The sequence below is a fragment of the Aliiroseovarius crassostreae genome, assembly GCF_001307765.1.
In the GTDB taxonomy this organism is placed as follows: Bacteria; Pseudomonadota; Alphaproteobacteria; order Rhodobacterales; family Rhodobacteraceae; genus Aliiroseovarius; species Aliiroseovarius crassostreae.
In genome coordinates, this window is record NZ_LKBA01000006.1 from 641657 (window position 1) to 659293 (window position 17637).

The 17637-nt window shown below is 59.0% G+C and carries 19 protein-coding genes; 9 read left to right on the top strand and 10 right to left on the bottom strand.

Annotated features, from left to right (window positions below; all coding sequences use genetic code 11):
- Nucleotides 1–224: 224 nt before the first annotated feature.
- The 7 genes from AKJ29_RS09495 (at nt 225) to AKJ29_RS09525 (ending at nt 7789) form a co-directional block, all read left to right on the top strand.
- Nucleotides 225–2384: a DEAD/DEAH box helicase gene (locus AKJ29_RS09495; protein WP_082392569.1), complete on the top strand. Its 2160-nt coding sequence runs from the start codon at nt 225–227 to the stop codon at nt 2382–2384.
- 170 nt (nt 2385–2554) lie between these two features.
- The gene (gene lepB / locus AKJ29_RS09500) at nt 2555–3217 is read left to right on the top strand and encodes a signal peptidase I (protein ID WP_055190185.1); all 663 of its coding nucleotides are present in this window, start codon (nt 2555–2557) and stop codon (nt 3215–3217) included.
- A gap of 106 nt (nt 3218–3323) precedes the next feature.
- Nucleotides 3324–3953: a 50S ribosomal protein L25/general stress protein Ctc gene (locus AKJ29_RS09505; protein ID WP_055190187.1), complete on the top strand. Its 630-nt coding sequence runs from the start codon at nt 3324–3326 to the stop codon at nt 3951–3953.
- Between the two features lie 178 nt (nt 3954–4131).
- Nucleotides 4132–4605: a DUF411 domain-containing protein gene (locus AKJ29_RS09510; RefSeq protein ID WP_055190189.1), complete on the top strand. Its 474-nt coding sequence runs from the start codon at nt 4132–4134 to the stop codon at nt 4603–4605.
- Nucleotides 4606–4812: 207 nt separating this feature from the next.
- Complete coding sequence (gene pth / locus AKJ29_RS09515) at nt 4813–5490, top strand: aminoacyl-tRNA hydrolase (protein WP_055190191.1); 678 nt, start codon at nt 4813–4815, stop codon at nt 5488–5490.
- On the top strand, nt 5487–6518 hold the full coding sequence (locus AKJ29_RS09520) for a DUF2332 domain-containing protein (protein WP_055190193.1): 1032 nt from the start codon (nt 5487–5489) through the stop codon (nt 6516–6518). Before pth ends, AKJ29_RS09520 begins: the two co-directional genes overlap by 4 nt.
- Before the next feature lie 101 nt (nt 6519–6619).
- Nucleotides 6620–7789 (top strand): serine hydrolase domain-containing protein, encoded by a 1170-nt coding sequence (locus tag AKJ29_RS09525; protein WP_055190195.1) that lies wholly within the window; start codon nt 6620–6622, stop codon nt 7787–7789.
- 192 nt (nt 7790–7981) lie between these two features.
- On the opposite strand, the gene trpB is transcribed toward AKJ29_RS09525, so the two are convergent.
- The 8 genes from trpB to cmk all read right to left on the bottom strand — a co-directional run bounded on the left by trpB (nt 7982) and on the right by cmk (nt 14350).
- A complete protein-coding gene (gene trpB, locus AKJ29_RS09530) occupies nt 7982–9229 on the bottom strand; it encodes a tryptophan synthase subunit beta (protein WP_055190198.1) in 1248 nt (415 codons plus the stop codon).
- Between the two features lie 156 nt (nt 9230–9385).
- Complete coding sequence (locus AKJ29_RS09535) at nt 9386–10063, bottom strand: phosphoribosylanthranilate isomerase (protein ID WP_235477378.1); 678 nt, start codon at nt 10061–10063, stop codon at nt 9386–9388.
- Nucleotides 10060–10410: a lipopolysaccharide assembly protein LapA domain-containing protein gene (locus AKJ29_RS09540; RefSeq protein WP_055190199.1), complete on the bottom strand. Its 351-nt coding sequence runs from the start codon at nt 10408–10410 to the stop codon at nt 10060–10062. Before AKJ29_RS09540 ends, AKJ29_RS09535 begins: the two co-directional genes overlap by 4 nt.
- Nucleotides 10411–10419: 9 nt before the next feature.
- Nucleotides 10420–10701: an integration host factor subunit beta gene (gene ihfB / locus AKJ29_RS09545; protein ID WP_055190201.1), complete on the bottom strand. Its 282-nt coding sequence runs from the start codon at nt 10699–10701 to the stop codon at nt 10420–10422.
- Complete coding sequence (locus AKJ29_RS19660; protein ID WP_161805397.1) at nt 10664–10888, bottom strand: hypothetical protein; 225 nt, start codon at nt 10886–10888, stop codon at nt 10664–10666. The genes ihfB and AKJ29_RS19660 overlap by 38 nt, the downstream gene beginning before the upstream one ends.
- A gap of 145 nt (nt 10889–11033) precedes the next feature.
- A complete protein-coding gene (gene rpsA, locus AKJ29_RS09550; protein ID WP_074963728.1) occupies nt 11034–12710 on the bottom strand; it encodes a 30S ribosomal protein S1 in 1677 nt (558 codons plus the stop codon).
- 326 nt (nt 12711–13036) lie between these two features.
- On the bottom strand, nt 13037–13666 hold the full coding sequence (locus AKJ29_RS09555) for an NAD(P)H-dependent oxidoreductase (protein ID WP_055190203.1): 630 nt from the start codon (nt 13664–13666) through the stop codon (nt 13037–13039).
- 81 nt (nt 13667–13747) lie between these two features.
- Nucleotides 13748–14350, bottom strand: coding sequence for a (d)CMP kinase (cmk, locus tag AKJ29_RS09560; RefSeq protein WP_055190205.1), 603 nt, complete (start codon nt 14348–14350; stop codon nt 13748–13750).
- Nucleotides 14351–14596: 246 nt separating this feature from the next.
- Between cmk and AKJ29_RS09565 the strand changes: the two genes are divergently transcribed.
- Both AKJ29_RS09565 and AKJ29_RS09570 read left to right on the top strand, forming a co-directional pair.
- Nucleotides 14597–15040 (top strand): MarR family winged helix-turn-helix transcriptional regulator, encoded by a 444-nt coding sequence (locus tag AKJ29_RS09565; RefSeq protein ID WP_235477381.1) that lies wholly within the window; start codon nt 14597–14599, stop codon nt 15038–15040.
- Nucleotides 15037–15663: a cysteine hydrolase family protein gene (locus AKJ29_RS09570; protein ID WP_055190207.1), complete on the top strand. Its 627-nt coding sequence runs from the start codon at nt 15037–15039 to the stop codon at nt 15661–15663. Before AKJ29_RS09565 ends, AKJ29_RS09570 begins: the two co-directional genes overlap by 4 nt.
- Nucleotides 15664–15668: 5 nt before the next feature.
- Here AKJ29_RS09570 and AKJ29_RS09575 read toward each other — a convergent pair whose 3' ends face one another.
- Nucleotides 15669–16073 carry a GFA family protein gene (locus AKJ29_RS09575; protein ID WP_055190208.1) on the bottom strand — a complete coding sequence of 135 codons (405 nt, stop codon included), beginning with the start codon at nt 16071–16073 and terminating at the stop codon, nt 15669–15671.
- A complete protein-coding gene (gene aroA, locus AKJ29_RS09580; RefSeq protein ID WP_055190210.1) occupies nt 16070–17434 on the bottom strand; it encodes a 3-phosphoshikimate 1-carboxyvinyltransferase in 1365 nt (454 codons plus the stop codon). The genes AKJ29_RS09575 and aroA overlap by 4 nt, the downstream gene beginning before the upstream one ends.
- Nucleotides 17435–17637: the final 203 nt, after the last annotated feature.

Genomic DNA, 17637 nt, shown 5'->3' on the forward strand with positions numbered 1-17637 from the left:
TCCTAAAGCGTTTCCACAGTCCGTTGCAACAGCGAGATATGGAGCCGCCGCGCGCCGCGGTAAGGATAGCCGACATTTCCGGTTCGTGCTTTGACCCGCGCCAGCCATCAGATCAGGCGCAGACCCCACATCGCAATCTGCCTCTATCCTTTTGCCTCGAAACCCTGTATGCGCAGGTCTTTCGCGCCTGCACCCTGCCCGGCGCCCCGATGAAAGACGCCGCCATGACGACCCCGACCCCTGCCCCCAACCTTGTTCCCACCCTTGCCCAGGCCCTTGCGGACAAAGGGTATGAGACCCTGACGGATGTGCAGGAGGCGGTGACCAACCCGGAGCTGGCCGATCAGGATCTTCTGGTTTCAGCCCAGACCGGTTCGGGTAAAACCGTTGGGTTTGGCCTGGCAATTGCCCCAACCATTCTGGAGGGTGACCGCTTCGGCCCCGCCGCCACGCCGCTGGCGCTGGTGATCGCCCCAACCCGCGAACTGGCCATGCAGGTGAAGTTTGAGCTGAGCTGGCTCTACGCCCATGCCGGCGCGCGGATCGCATCTTGTGTGGGGGGGATGGATCAGCGCACAGAACGGCGTGCCCTTGAGCGCGGCGCCCATATCGTTGTCGGCACACCGGGCCGCCTGCGCGACCACATCACGCGGGGCGCCTTGGTGCTGGACGCGCTCAAGGCCGTGGTGCTGGATGAGGCGGATGAGATGCTGGATATGGGGTTCAAGGAAGATCTTGAATTCATGCTGGACGCCGCCCCTGAAGAGCGCCGCTCGCTGCTCTTCTCAGCCACGGTGTCACCGCTGATCTCGAAACTCGCCAAGCAATACCAGCGCGACGCGGTGCGGGTCTCAACCGTGTCGAAGGAAAAGCAACACGCGGACATCGATTATCAGGCGTTGCGCGTGGCGGATAAGGATGAAGAACACGCGATCATCAACCTTCTGCGCTTTCACGATGCGCAGAATGCGATCGTATTTGCCAATACCCGCGCCACGGTAAACCGCCTGACCTCACGCCTGTCAAACCGAGGCCTGTCGGTGGTGTGCCTGTCCGGTGAACTGACCCAGTCCGAACGTTCCAACGCGCTGCAATCCATGCGCGACGGGCGGGCGCGGGTCTGTGTGGCCACCGACGTGGCCGCGCGCGGTATCGACCTGCCGATGCTGGATCTTGTGATCCATGCAGAGCTTCCCACAAACACCGAAGGTCTGCTGCACCGCTCGGGCCGCACCGGGCGCGCCGGGCGCAAAGGCGTGTCTGCGCTGATCGTCCCCCCCCGCATGGTCAAACGCGCCGAACGCCTGCTGGGTTGGGCCAAGATCACCGCAAAATGGAACTTCCCCCCCTCCGCTGACAACATCCGGGCCCGCGATGTGGAACGCCTTATGGACCACCCGATGTGGCAGGAAGGCCAATCCGGTGATGAAGGACAGCTGGCAGGTGACCTGATCGCCCGCTTCACCCCGGAACAGATTGCCACCGCCTGTATCCGCCTGCACCGCGAACAGTTCTCAGCCCCTGAAGAACTTGCTGAAATCGCGGCCAAACCGGCACGCCGGGAAGAGCGGGATTTTGGCCCGTCGACCTGGTTCTCCCTGTCGGTCGGGCGCAAGCAGAATGCCGAGCCGCGTTGGCTCCTGCCGATGCTCTGCCGGTCAGGCAATCTCGACAAAAACGACATTGGCGCCATTCGGGTCCAGTCGCGTGAAACCTTTGTCGAACTGACCAATGACGCGGTTGAGAAATTCCTGGCTGCAGCCCAAGGGGGGGAGCTGGAGGACGGCATCCGCGCCACGCAGCTGGACGGCAAGCCGGACCTGACCCCTGCCCCGCGCAAGACCGGTGGAAAGCCGGGCGGAAACTATGGCGACAAGCCCGGTTACAAGGGCCCCGGTTACAAGGGCAAGGACAGGTCAGATCGGGAAGATCGCGCGCCGAAACCGCACCGCAAGGGGGATAGCTCCGAACGCCCTGCAAAACCCAAGAAATCGCTGCGCCCGCAAAACCAGCGCGATGACCGCGCCACGGCCCCGTCAGCCAACACGCCTGCGCAATGGGCTCCCGCACTGGCCCCGGAAGTGAACCCCGAAACACGCAGCGAGTATCAGCCGCCCAAATCGCGTGACGAGAAAAAAGCCACCACGCCGGGCACATCCCCCAGCAAGAAACGCGATGCGGAGGGGAAGAAACAGCGCTGGAAAAAAGACAAACCCAGCAAGACAGGCAAAGCGGGTAAACCCGAAGGCAAGTTCGGAAAACCGGTCGGAAAAACGGCCAAATCGCCCTCCAAATCACCGGCAAAATCACCGGCCAAGCCGCCAAAAGCCCGCAAGGACCAGCCGCGCGGAGCCAATGCCCTGCCGCGCCGAACCAAGAAATAACAACCGAAGGCAGCTCCTGCAAAGGGGCTGCCTTTTTCGCGCGCCCGACTGCGCGCGAACCCAGTTGGAACAGGGCAGTCTGATCGGTAAGTTGACACGAACCCATGTCTTACCGAGTATCAGCCATGTATTTATATTTAACCTAAGGCTTTTTGCCCCAAGTTTTTGCAATGCGCCGCACCCTGTTTTCACATGCCGCAACCATCCTCTTGTTTGCCATCGCCTTGACACCCAACGGTGTCATTGCCGGATCCTGCATCTGTTTTTCCTGCGCTGTTAACCCAAAACTGGAAAATTTCCGGGCATCCTCCGCGGCGATGGCGCCCACGATGATGACCGGGGACTGCGCCGTCATGCGCCATATTGACCCGCAAATAGATCAGGTTCAGCGCGGCGACATCATCGGCTTCACGCATCCGGTGCAGCCCGCCACGCTTGTTTTCAGGGTGATGGGGATTGCCGGGGACCGAATCCAGCTAAAGGATGGGGGTGTCGTGCTGAACGGACACCCTTTGCCGCAGGTGATGCTGAATGAGGACATATCCACGGTTCCAACAACACCCCCCTTCCCGCGATGCGCTGAGCGCCCTGCCATTCCGGGGAAAAGCTGCACCCGCTTTCGGCTGCGTGAAACCCTGCCATCAGGCAAGAGCTACGAGATCTGGAATGTCGGGACGTCCAGATTTGACACCACCCTCGAATTCATTGTTCCACCGGAGCATGTTTTTGTCCTGGGGGACCATCGCGATAACGCCGCAGACAGTCGCGTCCCTCAAGCCGCCGCCGGCCTTGGCATGATCCCGGTTGAAAACATTCTCGGCATCTTTGAATAAGCGCAGAAATACCTTCCCTTTTGAATGATTCCCCTGTATGGGCAGGGCTTCATCGCGGGGCTACAGCCTTGGAGGAGCCCCGCCCTATCTATATTGGAGAATTAAAATGGCAAAAGAGATCCCTGATCTTGTTGCTCAGAAACGCGCGGGGACGGGCAAGGGCGCCGCTCGCCAGGCACGTCGTGACGGGCTGGTTCCGGGTGTGGTTTATGGTGGCGACGCCGATCCCCTGTCGATCAACATTCCGTTCAACGACCTGCTGAAGAAACTGAAAGCTGGCCGCTTCCTGTCGACCCTTTGGAACCTGAAGGTTGAAGGTGAAGAAGATGTGCGCGTGATCTGCCGCGGCGTTCAGCGTGACGTTGTGAAAGACCTGCCGACCCATATCGACCTGATGCGCCTGCGCCGCACCTCGCGGATCAGCCTGTTCATCCACGTGGAATTTGAAAACCACGATGATGCGCCGGGCCTGAAAAAGGGTGGCGTTCTGACTGTTGTGCGTCCGGAAGTCGAACTGAACGTTGTTGCCGGTGACATCCCCGAGCAGATCGTTGTCGACCTGGCCGGCCGTGACGTGGGTGACGTGATCCACATTTCGGACGTGACCCTGCCGTCGGGCGCCAAGCCGACCATCGACCGTGACTTCGTGATCGCCAACATCACTGCACCGAGCTCGCTACGCTCGTCGGATAACGAAGACGAGGGCGAAGGCGAAGAGGCCGCAGCTGAAGAATAAGCCCTGGGCGCAAGCCGAGGCGGAAACGGGGCCCAATCGGGCCCCGTTTTCTTTTACCCAAACGACTGCGCAGTACAGGAGCTGTTCACACATTTTCGTGAAATTGACACAGGTCAACACATCAGGGGATCTGGCAAGGGTAGCAATGGACAAACCTATCCAGACGACAGGACACTCCATGACACAGAACCTTATCACGCGCCGCCACATCCTAGCTGGTCTTCTAGCAACCCCGGCACTTTCCGCCCTGCCCGCAATCGCGGCCACCCCACACCTGATTGTTCACAAGGATCCAAGCTGCGGCTGTTGCGGGGCTTGGGTCAAGGTGATGCAACGCAGCGGGTTCACGGCCGAAATCAACAACATGGATTATGATACGCTTTATGAATTCAAGCGTGCTGGCGGCATTCAGGATGATCTGATGTCCTGCCACACTGCCGAGGTCGAAGGCTATCTGATTGAGGGTCATGTGCCGGCGTCGGATCTGAACCGCCTGCTGGCGGAGCGTCCTGAGGCCATTGGCCTGACGGTTCCCGGCATGCCTTATGGTGCCCCCGGCATGGGGCCGGAAAGCGAGCGGGACGCCTATGATGTGCTTTTGATACGCAAAGATGGTTCGACCGAACTGTTCGCACGCTACCCAGCGGCCTGATCTCCTCAGGCCGGACCAGGGCAGCCCCCTCAAACAGGGGCGCTGCCCCTCGGACTTCGTCCTCACCCCGAGGTATTTGGGGCAAGAAAAAGCCCCACGCTCCCCATGGAAAGCGGTTGCAGACGCAGTTAGATGCGGCATCAGTTGAGCCGTGGTGACAGTTGCGCTACATCAGGCAGATAAATTTCTGCTCATGTGGAGAATGCCATGCGACTTTTTGTTGGCCTTGGGAACCCTGGACCGAAATATGCGGGCAACCGGCATAATATCGGCTTTATGGCCCTGGATCAGATCGCCTCTGATCATGGGTTTTCTCCGTGGCGGGCGAAATTTCAGGGGCAGCTCTGCGAAGGCAAGCTGGGTTCCGAGAAGGTGATCTTGCTCAAACCCGAAACCTTCATGAACCTTTCGGGGCAATCCGTCGGAGAGGCGATGCGGTTTTACAAACTGTCCCCCGCGGATGTGGTTGTGTTTCATGATGAGCTGGATCTGGCGCCGGGCAAGTGCCGGGTCAAGACCGGGGGCGGGCATGCCGGGCATAATGGGTTGCGCTCCATCCATCAGCATATCGGTGCCGAATATGACCGGGTGCGGATGGGGATTGGCCATCCCGGTCACAAGGATGCGGTTTCGCGCTATGTGCTGAATGACTTTGCCAAGGCGGATCAGGGGTGGCTGGACGATGTGTTACGGGGCTGCGCAGATGGCGCGCCTGACCTTGCGCGTGGGGATAGCGGGAAGTTCATGAACGCCATCGGCCTGCGCGTGAACCCGCCCCGCTCGTCAAACGGGTCAAAGACGCCCCCCGAGAAAAAGCCAGAAAAAGCGACGCCCGCTGAGGACACGCGGTCGCCATTGCAAAAACTGATGGACAAGTTCTCTTGACCTTGCGCGCCGCCCTGGAGCAACAGGCACGCAGCAATGCCAGTCTGGGGTCGCCTTTTACCGCACGTATTTTACACCTTCTTGCACAGCGGCTGACCCCGGGCACCGAATTGACCGACAGGCTGTTTCATTGGCCCGGCGAACTGGGGCCCCTTGGGCAGTCCGTCCCCTTGCGCCTTTTGGCAGGGCTTCATGCGCTGGTTCTGACCGGAGCCTGCCCGGAGCTTGTGGCAGTGTACCCACCCCATCCTGCCCCGGAGGAGGATGACAGGCTTTGGGCAGCCCTTGAGAGTGCCCTGCACGAGCAGAGCACGCTGCTGCACCACTGGCTCGACAATCCCCCACAAACCAATGAGGTGCGCCGCGCGGTGGTGATGATCGCGGCGGGGCATTTTCTGGCATCCCACTTTGATCTCCCCTTTCGAATGCTGGAGCTTGGCGCCTCTGGCGGGTTGAACCTGATGTGGGACCGGTTCGCGCTTATGCTTCCAGACGGGCAAATGGGACCGGCAGACGCGCAAGTGGTGCTCAGGCCTGACTGGCGCGGGGACCTTCCGAAACAGGCGGCACATGCCCCCGTTATTCTGGACCGCCGTGGGGTGGATATCTCTCCGTTAAATGTGCGCAACACCGATGATGCGCTGCGCCTGCAATCCTATCTTTGGGCAGATCAGCCGGAACGTCTGGATCGGACCCGCGCCGTGATCGGAGTTTTTGATGCCAAGGTCGATCAGGGCGACGCGGTGGATTGGCTTGCGGACCAGCTGACGCGCACGGCGCCGGACCACCTGACGCTGATCTATCACACCATTGCATGGCAGTATTTCCCAACCGAAACACAAACGCGCTGCCTGTCCGCGATCAAGGCCGCAGGCAGGCGGGGGCCTGTCGCCCACCTGTCGATGGAGGCCGATGAGCATATTGGCAAGGGCGCCGCCATCACGCTGACCTTGTGGCCTGACGGGCAACGCCTGACGTTAGGTCGTGTGGATTTTCATGGACGTTGGATCGATTGGGCGGCACCTTAAAGCATTTCGAGATTAACTTGAGACACAAGTTGATTTCGAAACGCCCACAACATCAGTAGGTTTCGAGCGTTCAACCCCATTCTCGCAAACCCGGAGACCTCATGGAAAACCTGTTTAAGCGCATCATCAAGCTGCTGTTGGCTGCTTTTGTCCTGGTGGCCTTTCTAGGGCTGTGGAAAGCCGAGGAACTGAAGCGACTGCTGGCGGTTAACACGCTGTTTTCCGCAGAAAAGATCGTGCAGAACTTCTCACATATGAAGGACGCTTTTCTGACGGTGCCATTGTCGCGAGGCGACGGCCCGGTCAGCCCGCTGCCAAAAGGCGACGATCTGGAACTGCCCGACGGGGCCCAGGCGTGGATCACGGATCGCTCTGTCACTGCGCTTGTCGTCCTCCAAGGGGGGAAGCTGCGCCATGAGAGCTATCACCTTGATACCCAAGCCGATGACCTGCGCATCAGTTGGTCGGTGGCCAAAAGCTTTCTTTCCGCCCTGATGGGGGTGCTGGTAGAGCAAGGCTCTGTCGCCTCTCTGGACGACCCGGTGACCCAATATGCACCCAGCCTGATTGGGGGCGCATATGATGGGGCAACAATCCGCAATGTGCTGAACATGGCCTCGGGCGTCACCTTCAACGAAGATTACCTGGACAGCGGTTCGGACATCAACAGGATGGGACGGGTGCTTGCGCTTGGAAAATCCATGGATGATTTCACCGCAGAGCTGACCGAACGTTTCGCCCAACCAGGAGAGACCTGGCAATATGTCTCGATCGACACCCATGTGATCGGCATGGTCATCCGCGGGGCCACCGGGCGCACAATCCCGGACCTGATGAACGCCTATATCACCGGCCCGATGGGCTTTGAAATGGCCCCCTATTATCTGAGCGATGGAGAGGGCGTGGCCTTTGTGCTGGGGGGGCTGAACCTGCGCACCCGAGACTATGCCAGGTTTGGGCAGATGTTTTTGCAAAAGGGTGAATGGCAGGGGCAGCAGGTGGTGCCAGCGCAGTGGATTTCTGCCTCTACCATACCCTCGGCCCCCACAGAACCGGGTGAACAGCAATATGGCTATCAATGGTGGATTGCGCCGGATGCTCCCAAGGGGGAGTATTTTGCCCGTGGTATTTATGGCCAATACATCTTCATCGACACGAACCGAGATGTGGTTGTCGCGGTGAACGCAGCGGACCGTGGTTTTCGGGAACAGGGAGCACATGAAGCGAATATCAACATGATGCGCAAAATCGCTGCCGCAGCAGGATCATAACCTGCCTTTAAGCTGGCAAGAACGGGGGTGCCCCAAAACAGGTAAAACCAGAATACTAGTTTTCTAGTTTTGCGGCCCGAGATCTGAGGGGCAACCACGTTCCCCCTGATCCGCAATTTTAACCTGTCGGATATGACAAAAAAAGCCGCGCTGGATTTGCGCGGCTTTCTCTTTGACCGTTGATCGCGTGGATCAGTCCACCTCGCGCCCTTCTGTGTCAGACATATCGAACCCAAGGTATTTCGCCACTGTGAAAATGTCCTTGTCGCCGCGGCCACACATATTCATGCAAATGATGTGATCCTCGGGCAGTTTGGGCGCAATTTTCATCACATGGGCCAGAGCATGGCAGGGTTCCAGCGCCGGAATGATCCCTTCGGTCGAACAGCTGAGCTGAAACGCCTCAAGCGCCTCTTTGTCGGTGATCGAGACATATTCTGCGCGACCAATTTCATGCAGCCAACTGTGTTCAGGACCAATCCCCGGATAATCCAGACCCGCCGAGATCGAATAGCCGTCCAGAATTTGACCGTCATCATCCTGAAGCAGGTAGGTCCGGTTACCATGCAACACGCCGGGGCGCCCACCGGTCAGCGAGGCGCAATGCTCCATGTTTTCATCCACACCTTTGCCGCCGGCTTCAACGCCAATGATCTGCACGGATTCATCGTCAAGGAACGGATAGAAAAGACCAATCGCGTTGGACCCCCCCCCAATAGCGGCAATCACCGTGTCGGGCAGACGACCTTCGGCTTCCTGCATCTGGGCTTTGGCCTCTTTGCCTATGATCGACTGGAAGTCCCGCACCATGGCCGGATACGGGTGCGGCCCTGCGGCCGTGCCGATGCAATAGAACGTGTCATGCACATTGGTCACCCAGTCACGCAGCGCGTCATTCATGGCGTCCTTAAGCGTGCCGCGACCACTTTCCACCGCGATCACTTCCGCACCAAGCAGGCGCATCCGGAACACGTTCGGGGCCTGACGCCGCACATCATGCGCACCCATATAGACCACACATTTCAGACCGAACTTGGCACAGACCGTGGCGGTAGCGACCCCGTGCTGCCCAGCCCCCGTTTCGGCGATGATCCGGGTTTTTCCCATACGTCGCGCCAGCAAAATCTGCCCCAGCACGTTGTTGATCTTATGCGCGCCGGTGTGGTTCAGCTCGTCGCGCTTCATATAGACCTTTGCCCCCCCCAGATGCCGGGTCAGACCCTCGGCAAAATACAGCGGCGAGGGGCGGCCCACATAATGCTTCCACAGGTAGTCCATCTCGGCCCAGAAACTGGCTTCCGTCTTGGCCTTCTCATATTCGGCCTCGAGATCGAGGATCAGCGGCATCAGCGTTTCCGACACGAAGCGGCCACCGAAATCACCAAAACGGCCACGCTCATCCGGGCCATTCATGAAGCTGTTGAAAAGATCATTGGACATGAGGTCCCCCTGTTCACGTTGCCGGACTTTGATAGGCGTCACGGCGTGTCAGTTCCAGTGGTTTTTGATGGGGGATAAGGTCAAAAGGGGCTCTGCCCCTCGGCCCCCCTCTTCGAGCGGTTCCTCACCCCGGAGTTTTTGGCCAAGAAGAAAGGGTCAGGCGAAGGAGCCTGTCGCGTTTCGGACAAAGGCGCGCATCAGATCGGGGTCCTTCACACCAGGCGCACTTTCCACCCCCGAGGCCACATCCACCTGTTTGGCGCCGGTCAGGCGCATGGCTTCAGCGACATTGTCAGGGTTGAGGCCACCGGCGAGCATCCATGGGCAGGGCCAGTATTTTCGTTGCACCAGCCGCCAGTCGAAGCTGATTCCGTTCCCGCCCGGCAGGTCCGCCCCTTTTGGCGCCTTGGCATCGATCAGTAACTGGTCGGCGACGGGGGCGTAGCGGTCGATCTCGCCCACGTCTTCCGGTCCGGCAATTCCGATTGCTTTCATCACCGGCAGCCCGAACCGCGCCTTGACCTCGGCCACCCGCTCCGGCGTCTCAGACCCATGCAGCTGTAGGATCTCGGTGGTGGTGCCATCGACAATTTGGGCGATTTCATCATCGGTCATGTCCACCACAAGCGCCACCTTGGCCACGCCGATGGGCATATCGAGCATGAGGGATGCGGCCTGATCAATGCTGACCGAGCGCGGGCTTTTTTGGAAGAAATTGAAGCCAATGTAACGGGCACCGGCCGCGCAGGCAGCCTGCACGGTTTCAGGCGTTTTCAGCCCGCAAATTTTCACGGCGGCGTCAGGTTTTCCGCCCGGAAGGACAAATCTGCTCACTTGGCCTCTTCCAGAAGCGCGATAATATCGTCACCGGGGTTGGCCTTGGGATCCTTGAGCTTTTTCACTTCACGGATCAGGGCGTCGCGTTCCTTGCGGGTCCGTTTGCCAGCGGCACGAAACTTATGTTCGCGCAGATATTCCCAGACAAACCCAATCATGACCCCGGCGATAATGCCCAGAAAGATCACGATAAACAGTGGCAGGGAGATCGACCAGCTGAACCCGAGGAAGCCGGACAGCTCGGCTGGCAGCAGGTGAAGGGTGACCATGCCACGGTTCGCCATGGCGATTGTTACCAGGCAAACCGCGAGGGCCGCCAGAAACAGGTAACGGATATACCGCATATTGACCTCTTATTTGCCGTTCAGACGGTCACGCAGGAGCTTGCCTGTCTTGAAGAAGGGGACATGTTTCTCTTCGACCTGAACAGATTCTCCGGTGCGTGGGTTCCGCCCGATACGAGCATCTCTTTTCTTGACGGAGAATGCGCCAAAGCCGCGCAGTTCAACCCGGTCCCCACGTGCCATAGCCTCGACGATTTCGTCAAAAATCGTGTTGACGATGCGTTCGACATCCCGCTGATAAAGATGCGGATTTTCATCCGCGATTTTCTGGATCAGTTCCGACCGGATCATGAATATCCCCCCAAAAAGTGCTTTTGGCGCGAGGCAGGGCTTCGCGCCGCTTTGTTGTTCCAACTATAGGAGCAAAGGGATTGTTGATAAACAAGCCCTTAGAGGGGCCATCGGCATTTTTCCGGCAAAAAACCGGTCCATGGGGCGGTTTGCCCACCTCAAACGCGGAAATGAGCGGGATTTGCATCTGTCTGACGGGGTGGGTTTGCAGCGGCTTTCCGGTCAAATACATGATTCGGAACCAGAAGTTTCCCCCGGTGACCACGATAGGTGCAAAAGAAAACGGCCCCGCATGAGCGAGGCCGTTTCAAGATCTTTCGAGAGACTAAGGATTAGTCTTTCTTCAGGGCTGCGCCCAGAATGTCGCCGAGCGAAGCGCCGGAGTCGGACGAACCATACTGTTCCACGGCCTCTTTCTCTTCTGCGATTTCGCGGGCTTTGATCGACAGGCCCAGGCGGCGCGATTTGCTGTCCACATTGGTCACGCGAACGTCCATCTTGTCACCGACATTGAAACGCTCGGGGCGCTGTTCGGCACGGTCACGCGACAGGTCGGAGCGGCGGATGAAGGATTTCATGCCTTCGTATTCCACTTCGATGCCACCATCTTCGATGGCGGTCACTTCGACGGTGATGATCGAACCGCGCTTCACGCCACCAATGGCTTCGGCGAAGGGGTCACCTTCCAGGGCTTTGATCGACAGCGAGATACGCTCTTTGTCGGTGTCAACTTCCGAAACAACAGCCTTGACGATGTCGCCCTTCTTGAAGTTCTGGATGGCGTCTTCGCCACGCTCATCCCACGAGATGTCCGACAGGTGGACCATGCCGTCGATTTCGCCGTCGAGGCCGATGAACAGACCGAATTCGGTGATGTTCTTGACTTCGCCTTCCACTTCGGTGCCGGCCGGATGGGTTTCGGCAAACACTTCCCACGGGTTGCGCATGGTCTGCTTGAGACCCAGCGACACGCGGCGTTTGGCGCTGTCGATTTCCAGAACCATGACCTCAACCTCTTGCGAGGTGGACACGATTTTACCCGGGTGGACGTTTTTCTTGGTCCAGGACATTTCCGACACGTGGACCAGACCTTCAACGCCGGCTTCCAGTTCAACAAATGCACCGTAATCGGTGATGTTGGTCACGCGGCCGGTGTGAACCGACTCAAGCGGGTATTTGGCAGCCACCAGATCCCACGGATCGTCCTGCAGTTGCTTCATGCCCAGCGAGATGCGGTGGGTCTCTTTGTTGATCTTGATGACCTGAACCTTGATGGTTTCGCCGATCGTCAGGATCTCGGACGGGTGGTTCACACGGCGCCATGCCATGTCGGTGACGTGCAAGAGGCCGTCAACGCCGCCCAGGTCAACGAACGCACCGTATTCGGTGATGTTCTTGACAACACCTTCCACGGCCTGACCTTCGGACAGGTTTCCGATGACTTCTGCGCGCTGTTCGGCACGGCTTTCTTCCAGGATGGCGCGGCGCGACACAACGATGTTGCCACGGCGACGGTCCATTTTCAGGATCTGGAACGGCTGTTTCAGACCCATCAGCGGGCCTGCGTCACGCACGGGGCGCACGTCAACTTGCGAACCGGGCAGGAAGGCCACGGCGCCGCCGAGATCAACGGTGAAGCCACCTTTGACGCGGCCGAAGATAGCACCTTCAACACGTGCATCGTCGGCATAGGCTTTTTCCAGGCGATCCCAGGCTTCTTCACGGCGGGCCATCTCACGCGAGATGACGGCTTCGCCGCGGGCGTTTTCAGCCGCGCGCAGGTAGACTTCCACTTCGTCGCCTTCGGCGATTTCCGGGGCTTCACCAGGATTTGCGAATTCTTTGATGTCGACGCGGCCTTCCATTTTGTAGCCTACGTCGATGATGGCCTGGCCGTTCTCGATGGCGATGACCTTGCCTTTGACAACCGAACCCTCTTCGGGGGTGTCCATTTCGAAGCTTTCGTTCAGGAGGGCTTCGAATTCCTCCATCGTGGTTTTAGCGCACATATGCGTTTTATTCCTTTACAAGTCGCTTTTCGGGCCGTGCGGTTGGCTCCGCAGGTCTTGGATTTTCCAATTTGGTCAACAGGTTAACCGCAAAACAAAGAGGGCCGGCACATCCGACCCTGCTCGTCTTTCCCTGTATCGCGGTGTTTTCACCTTGTCGACAGGGCGTCTTTAGGCGGATTCTGTCAATAAAGCAAGGGGCAAGAGCCTCCTATTCACCGCCCACCATTGATCCGCAACCGCATCCGTTCCTCGCCAGATGACAGCCGACATCGGGCAAGCAGGGCGCAGCCGGATTTGCCACGCCCCACCTCGAAATCCCGGGTTTAGTCGATCCGGGTGAACAGTTGCGCCTGGGGCTTGCGCACCTTTTTCAGTGGCGCAAGCCAGTCCTGTTCCGTGTGCCGGTAGCCCAGAGGCAGCAACAGAACCGAACGCAAGCCGCGCTCTTTCAAGTCGAGGATGTCATCCACTTTTTCCGGCGTGAACCCTTCCATTGGCGTGCAATCCACTTCCAGCTCCGCCGCAGCGGCAAGGGCAAACCCCAACGCAATATAGGCCTGACGCGCGGCGTGATCGTGGTTCACCCCCGCCTCACGCGGCAGATAAGCCCCCTTCAGATTGTCGTAATACTGCGTCAGCAACGGGTTGCCCCCTCCGCGCTCTTCTTCCATCTGCGACACCACCGCATCAATGCGATCCGCCGAGTAATTATCCCAGGCGGCAAAAACAAGAAGATGGGACCCTTCGGTGATTTGTGCCTGGTTCCACGCATGAGGCTGGATCTGCGCACGGATCTCGGGGTTGGTGATGACAAAAACCTCAAACGGCTGGGTGCCGGAAGAGGTGGGGGCAAGGCGGATGGCCTCAAGGATCTTGTTGACCTTCTCTTCGGGCACCGACCGGGTCGGGTCCATTTTTTTGGTCGCGTAGCGCCAGTTCAGTTTTTCGAGCATGGGGATTGTCCTGTCATCAACGGGTGAAGACCGGACAGCTAGGCATTTGACTTTGAGGATCAAGAGGGAGGCCGGACTAACCTAACGGCAGGTTTCAATCACCGCGACCGCCCGGGCCACCGCGTCGTCGATCGACAGATCGGACGTGTCGATCAGCACCGCATCCGTTGCTGGTTTCAACGGGGCCTCCGCCCGCTCGCTGTCGCGTTTGTCGCGCGCAATCACATCGGCAAGAACCTGTTCGCGCGTATCTGACAGGCCTTTTGCGTTCAATTCCAAAAACCGCCGCTCGGCCCGCACCTCGGCGCTTGCGGTGACAAAAAGCTTCACATCCGCATCCGGGCAAATCACCGTGCCAATATCGCGCCCATCCAGAACCGCGCCGCCGTCCTGCAGGGCAAAGTCGCGTTGAAACGCAACCAGCGCCGCCCGTACATCCGCCAGCACCGCAACGCGGCTGGCCGCCTGCGCTACCTCAGGGGTGCGCAGCTCCCCCATCATATCCGCCGGTGTCAGTTGTTTGGCAGCAACCACGGGATCCCCCCCGGCCAGCACCTTGGCCCCAACCGCACGATAAAGCAGCCCGGTGTCGAGATGGGCAAAACCGAAATGCGTGGCAACCGCCTTGGAGATCGTGCCTTTACCAGCGGCGGCGGGGCCATCAATGGCAACTGTGAATGACATGGCATCTCCTTCCTAAAGCGTTTCGCCTTATTATTGAGACACAATAATGAGGCGAAACGCTCGAAACCTACTGATGTTGCGGGCGTTTCGAAATCAACTTGTGTCTCAAGTTAATCTCGAAACGCTTTAAAACGTTCCGACACCTACGGTCGCAGGGCAAAACCGAAACCTTTCTGCTGCCCTTCCATCGCAAATCGCGGGGGGGAAGGGAAGCCTCCTTATTGACAATATACATGTCAATTTGGCATGTGTATTGTCATGATAGATGCCCTCAGATCCCTCCTCTGGCTGACACGCCCGCTCATGCAACGGGTCGAAGCACAGGTTGAGCATGGCCTGACCGGAACCGAGCTCACCGTGCGGATGCGCGCTGTTCTTGAGATCCTGCACCACCATGGCCCCCTGCCCGTGCCCGACCTCGCGCGTCTGTTGGAAATCCAGCGCCAATATGTGCAGGTGATGGTCAATGACACCATAAAGGCCCACCTGACTGAGAAATCCCCCAATCCCCGCCATACCCGCTCGCCCCTTATCAGACTGACCCCGAAGGGAACGGACTGCATCCGCATGATTTTGGAGCGGGAGGCAGAGATCCTCGATCTGGTCTCTGACGGGCTGTCACCTGATGAGGTGGCCATCGCGCTCAGGGTGCTGCGCCACTGCCATGCAAAACTGGAGAAACAGATATGATTGCCTTGTGGACCAGCCTTGCCCTTCTGGCTGCCGGAGTGATCTGGGCCGCATTGGTCTATCGTCACATCAGCCATGTCAGTCAGGGCGACAAGATCCCCGAACGGTCAGGAACGGCCCTGCTTCTGGTGGATCTGCAAGAAGATTTCTGGAACAGCGGGCAATATGATGAGGCAGACAAAACCCAAGCCACACAGGCCATTCGTGCCGCCGTCACCCGCGCAAAATCCGAAGACCAGCCCGTGATCACCCTTCGCCAGGAGTGGAGCACCCCCTCAACCCGCACCTTTGCGCGTATCTTCATGAAAGGTCAGGGGCTTGCCGGACAACCCGGTGCCGAACTGGCCAGCTCCTTTGTCGACATGGGTGAATACGAGGTGATCAAGCGCGTTCAGGACGGGTTTGAAACCGGCGCTCTGGACACGCTGCTTGATCAGCTGGACATCGGCCATGTTCAGATTGCTGGGCTGGATGCTGCCCTTTGCGTCAACAAGACAGCACAGGCCGCCCTTGCCCGCGGCTATAAGGTCACCTTGCTGCAAGACGGAACTCTCGGCGCGCTGCCGAAAGCGACCGAAAAAGCGTTCGAGACCTTGAAAGACGCCGGGGCGGAGGTGATCTGACCCCGTCAGATCTCTGTCAGCGCCGGATCCCACTTGTCCGATTTCGGAAGGTCGTCGCTGATCTCATAGTAATCCCCCTTGTCGGCGCAATAGATATGCGCCGCCATCCTGAGGTCAGGCGTTTCATCCAGCGTTCCCGCAAAGATCGAGATCCGCTCGCCACCGCCATCCCAAAACAGGTTTGACCCGCAAGTGGGGCAAAACCCGCGCGACGCCGTTTCAGAAGAGGCAAACCACTTAACTGTCCCGCCAACAGCCAGATCTTCGCGCCGGGCGGCCGTGGCCGCGACGTGATGGCCCGAGGTCTTTCGACACTGGTGGCAATGGCAGGCGATAACCGGACGCAAGGGGCCGCTCACCACATATTGCACGGCCCCGCACAGACATCCGCCTTTGGCCGTCCGGGTCATATATTCTCCCGCGTCAGCTGTGCCCCCAATTTGGCCATCAGACCCTCAAACACCGGGAAACTGGTTGCGATCGGGCCGCCATCATCCAGATGCACTGGCTTCTGGGTCGCCATCCCGAGACAGGCAAAACTCATCGCGATCCGGTGGTCAAGCACGGTTGCCACCGTTGCCCCACCAGGAACCCCGCCTCCGTTTTCAGCCGGGCCAAGCCCGTCAACCGACCACCAGTCCTCACCTTCCTCAACCGTAACGCCATTGGCGCGCAACCCTTTGGCCATCGCATCAATCCGGTCACTTTCCTTGACCCGCAGCTCATGCACGCCCGGCATTTCGGTCTTGCCGGTCGCAAAAGACGCAACGACAGACAGGATCGGGTATTCGTCGATCATGCTGGCCGCACGTTCCGGCGGCACAACGATCCCCTTCATGTTGGGCGAAAACTTCGCGCGCAGATCCGCAACCGGTTCTCCGCCCTCTTCACGCGGGTTCTCAAACGTCAGATCCGCACCCATATCCTGCAACGTATAGAACAGGCCAGCCCGTGTCGGGTTAAGACCGATATTCGGCACAAGCACATCCGACCCCGGCACAATCAGCGCCGCACAGACCGGAAACGCCGCCGAAGACGGATCGCGTGGCACCACAATGGTCTGCGGCTTCAGCTCGGGCTGCCCCTTAAGGGTAATCACATGCCCCTCTTCGGTGTCTTCCACAGTAATCTCGGCCCCGAACCCAGCCAGCATCCGCTCCGTATGATCGCGGGTGGCTTCCTTCTCGACCACCACGGTTTCACCCGGCGCATTCAGACCCGCCAGCAAGACGGCCGATTTCACCTGCGCGGAGGCCATTGGCGTTACATAGCGCACCGGCACCGGATCGGCTGCTCCGATCACGGTCATCGGCAAACGCCCCCCCTCCCGGCCGTAGGATTGTGCCCCAAACAGCGCAATCGGGTCCGTCACCCGCCCCATCGGACGCGAACGCAGTGACGCGTCCCCGGTAAAGGTTGCGGTGATACCGGTTGAAGCCATCGCCCCCATGATCAGCCGCACGCCGGTGCCCGCATTGCCACAATCAATCACGTCCTCAGGTTCGGCAAACCCGCCAACGCCAACACCGTTGACGCGCCATTCCCCTTCACCAAGCCGCTCTACATCCGCTCCAAAGGCTTTCATCGCGCTGGCCGTCCCCAACACGTCCTCCCCTTCCAGAAGACCGGTGATGTGGGTTTCCCCAACGGCCATCGCCCCCAAAATCAGGGAACGGTGGCTGATGGATTTGTCACCCGGAACATGGGCTTCGCCTGTCAGCGGGCCACATTTTCGTGACGTCATGGGAATAGCAGGGCCATGGCCGGACATATGAGTTCTCCTCCTGAAGCGTTTCGAAACCCATCACAGGGATTGCCGAAAACACCCACAGTGTTGCAGCGCCCCTACCAACCCTATTCAGGCTCTCGGAAACGCGTCGTGTTCAAGATCTGATAGCGCACCCATTCAGGAGTTTCCAGCGGGGAGTTCCCTCAGACAGGGTTCGCTATTTTCTGGTCAGAAATATCCTGAGG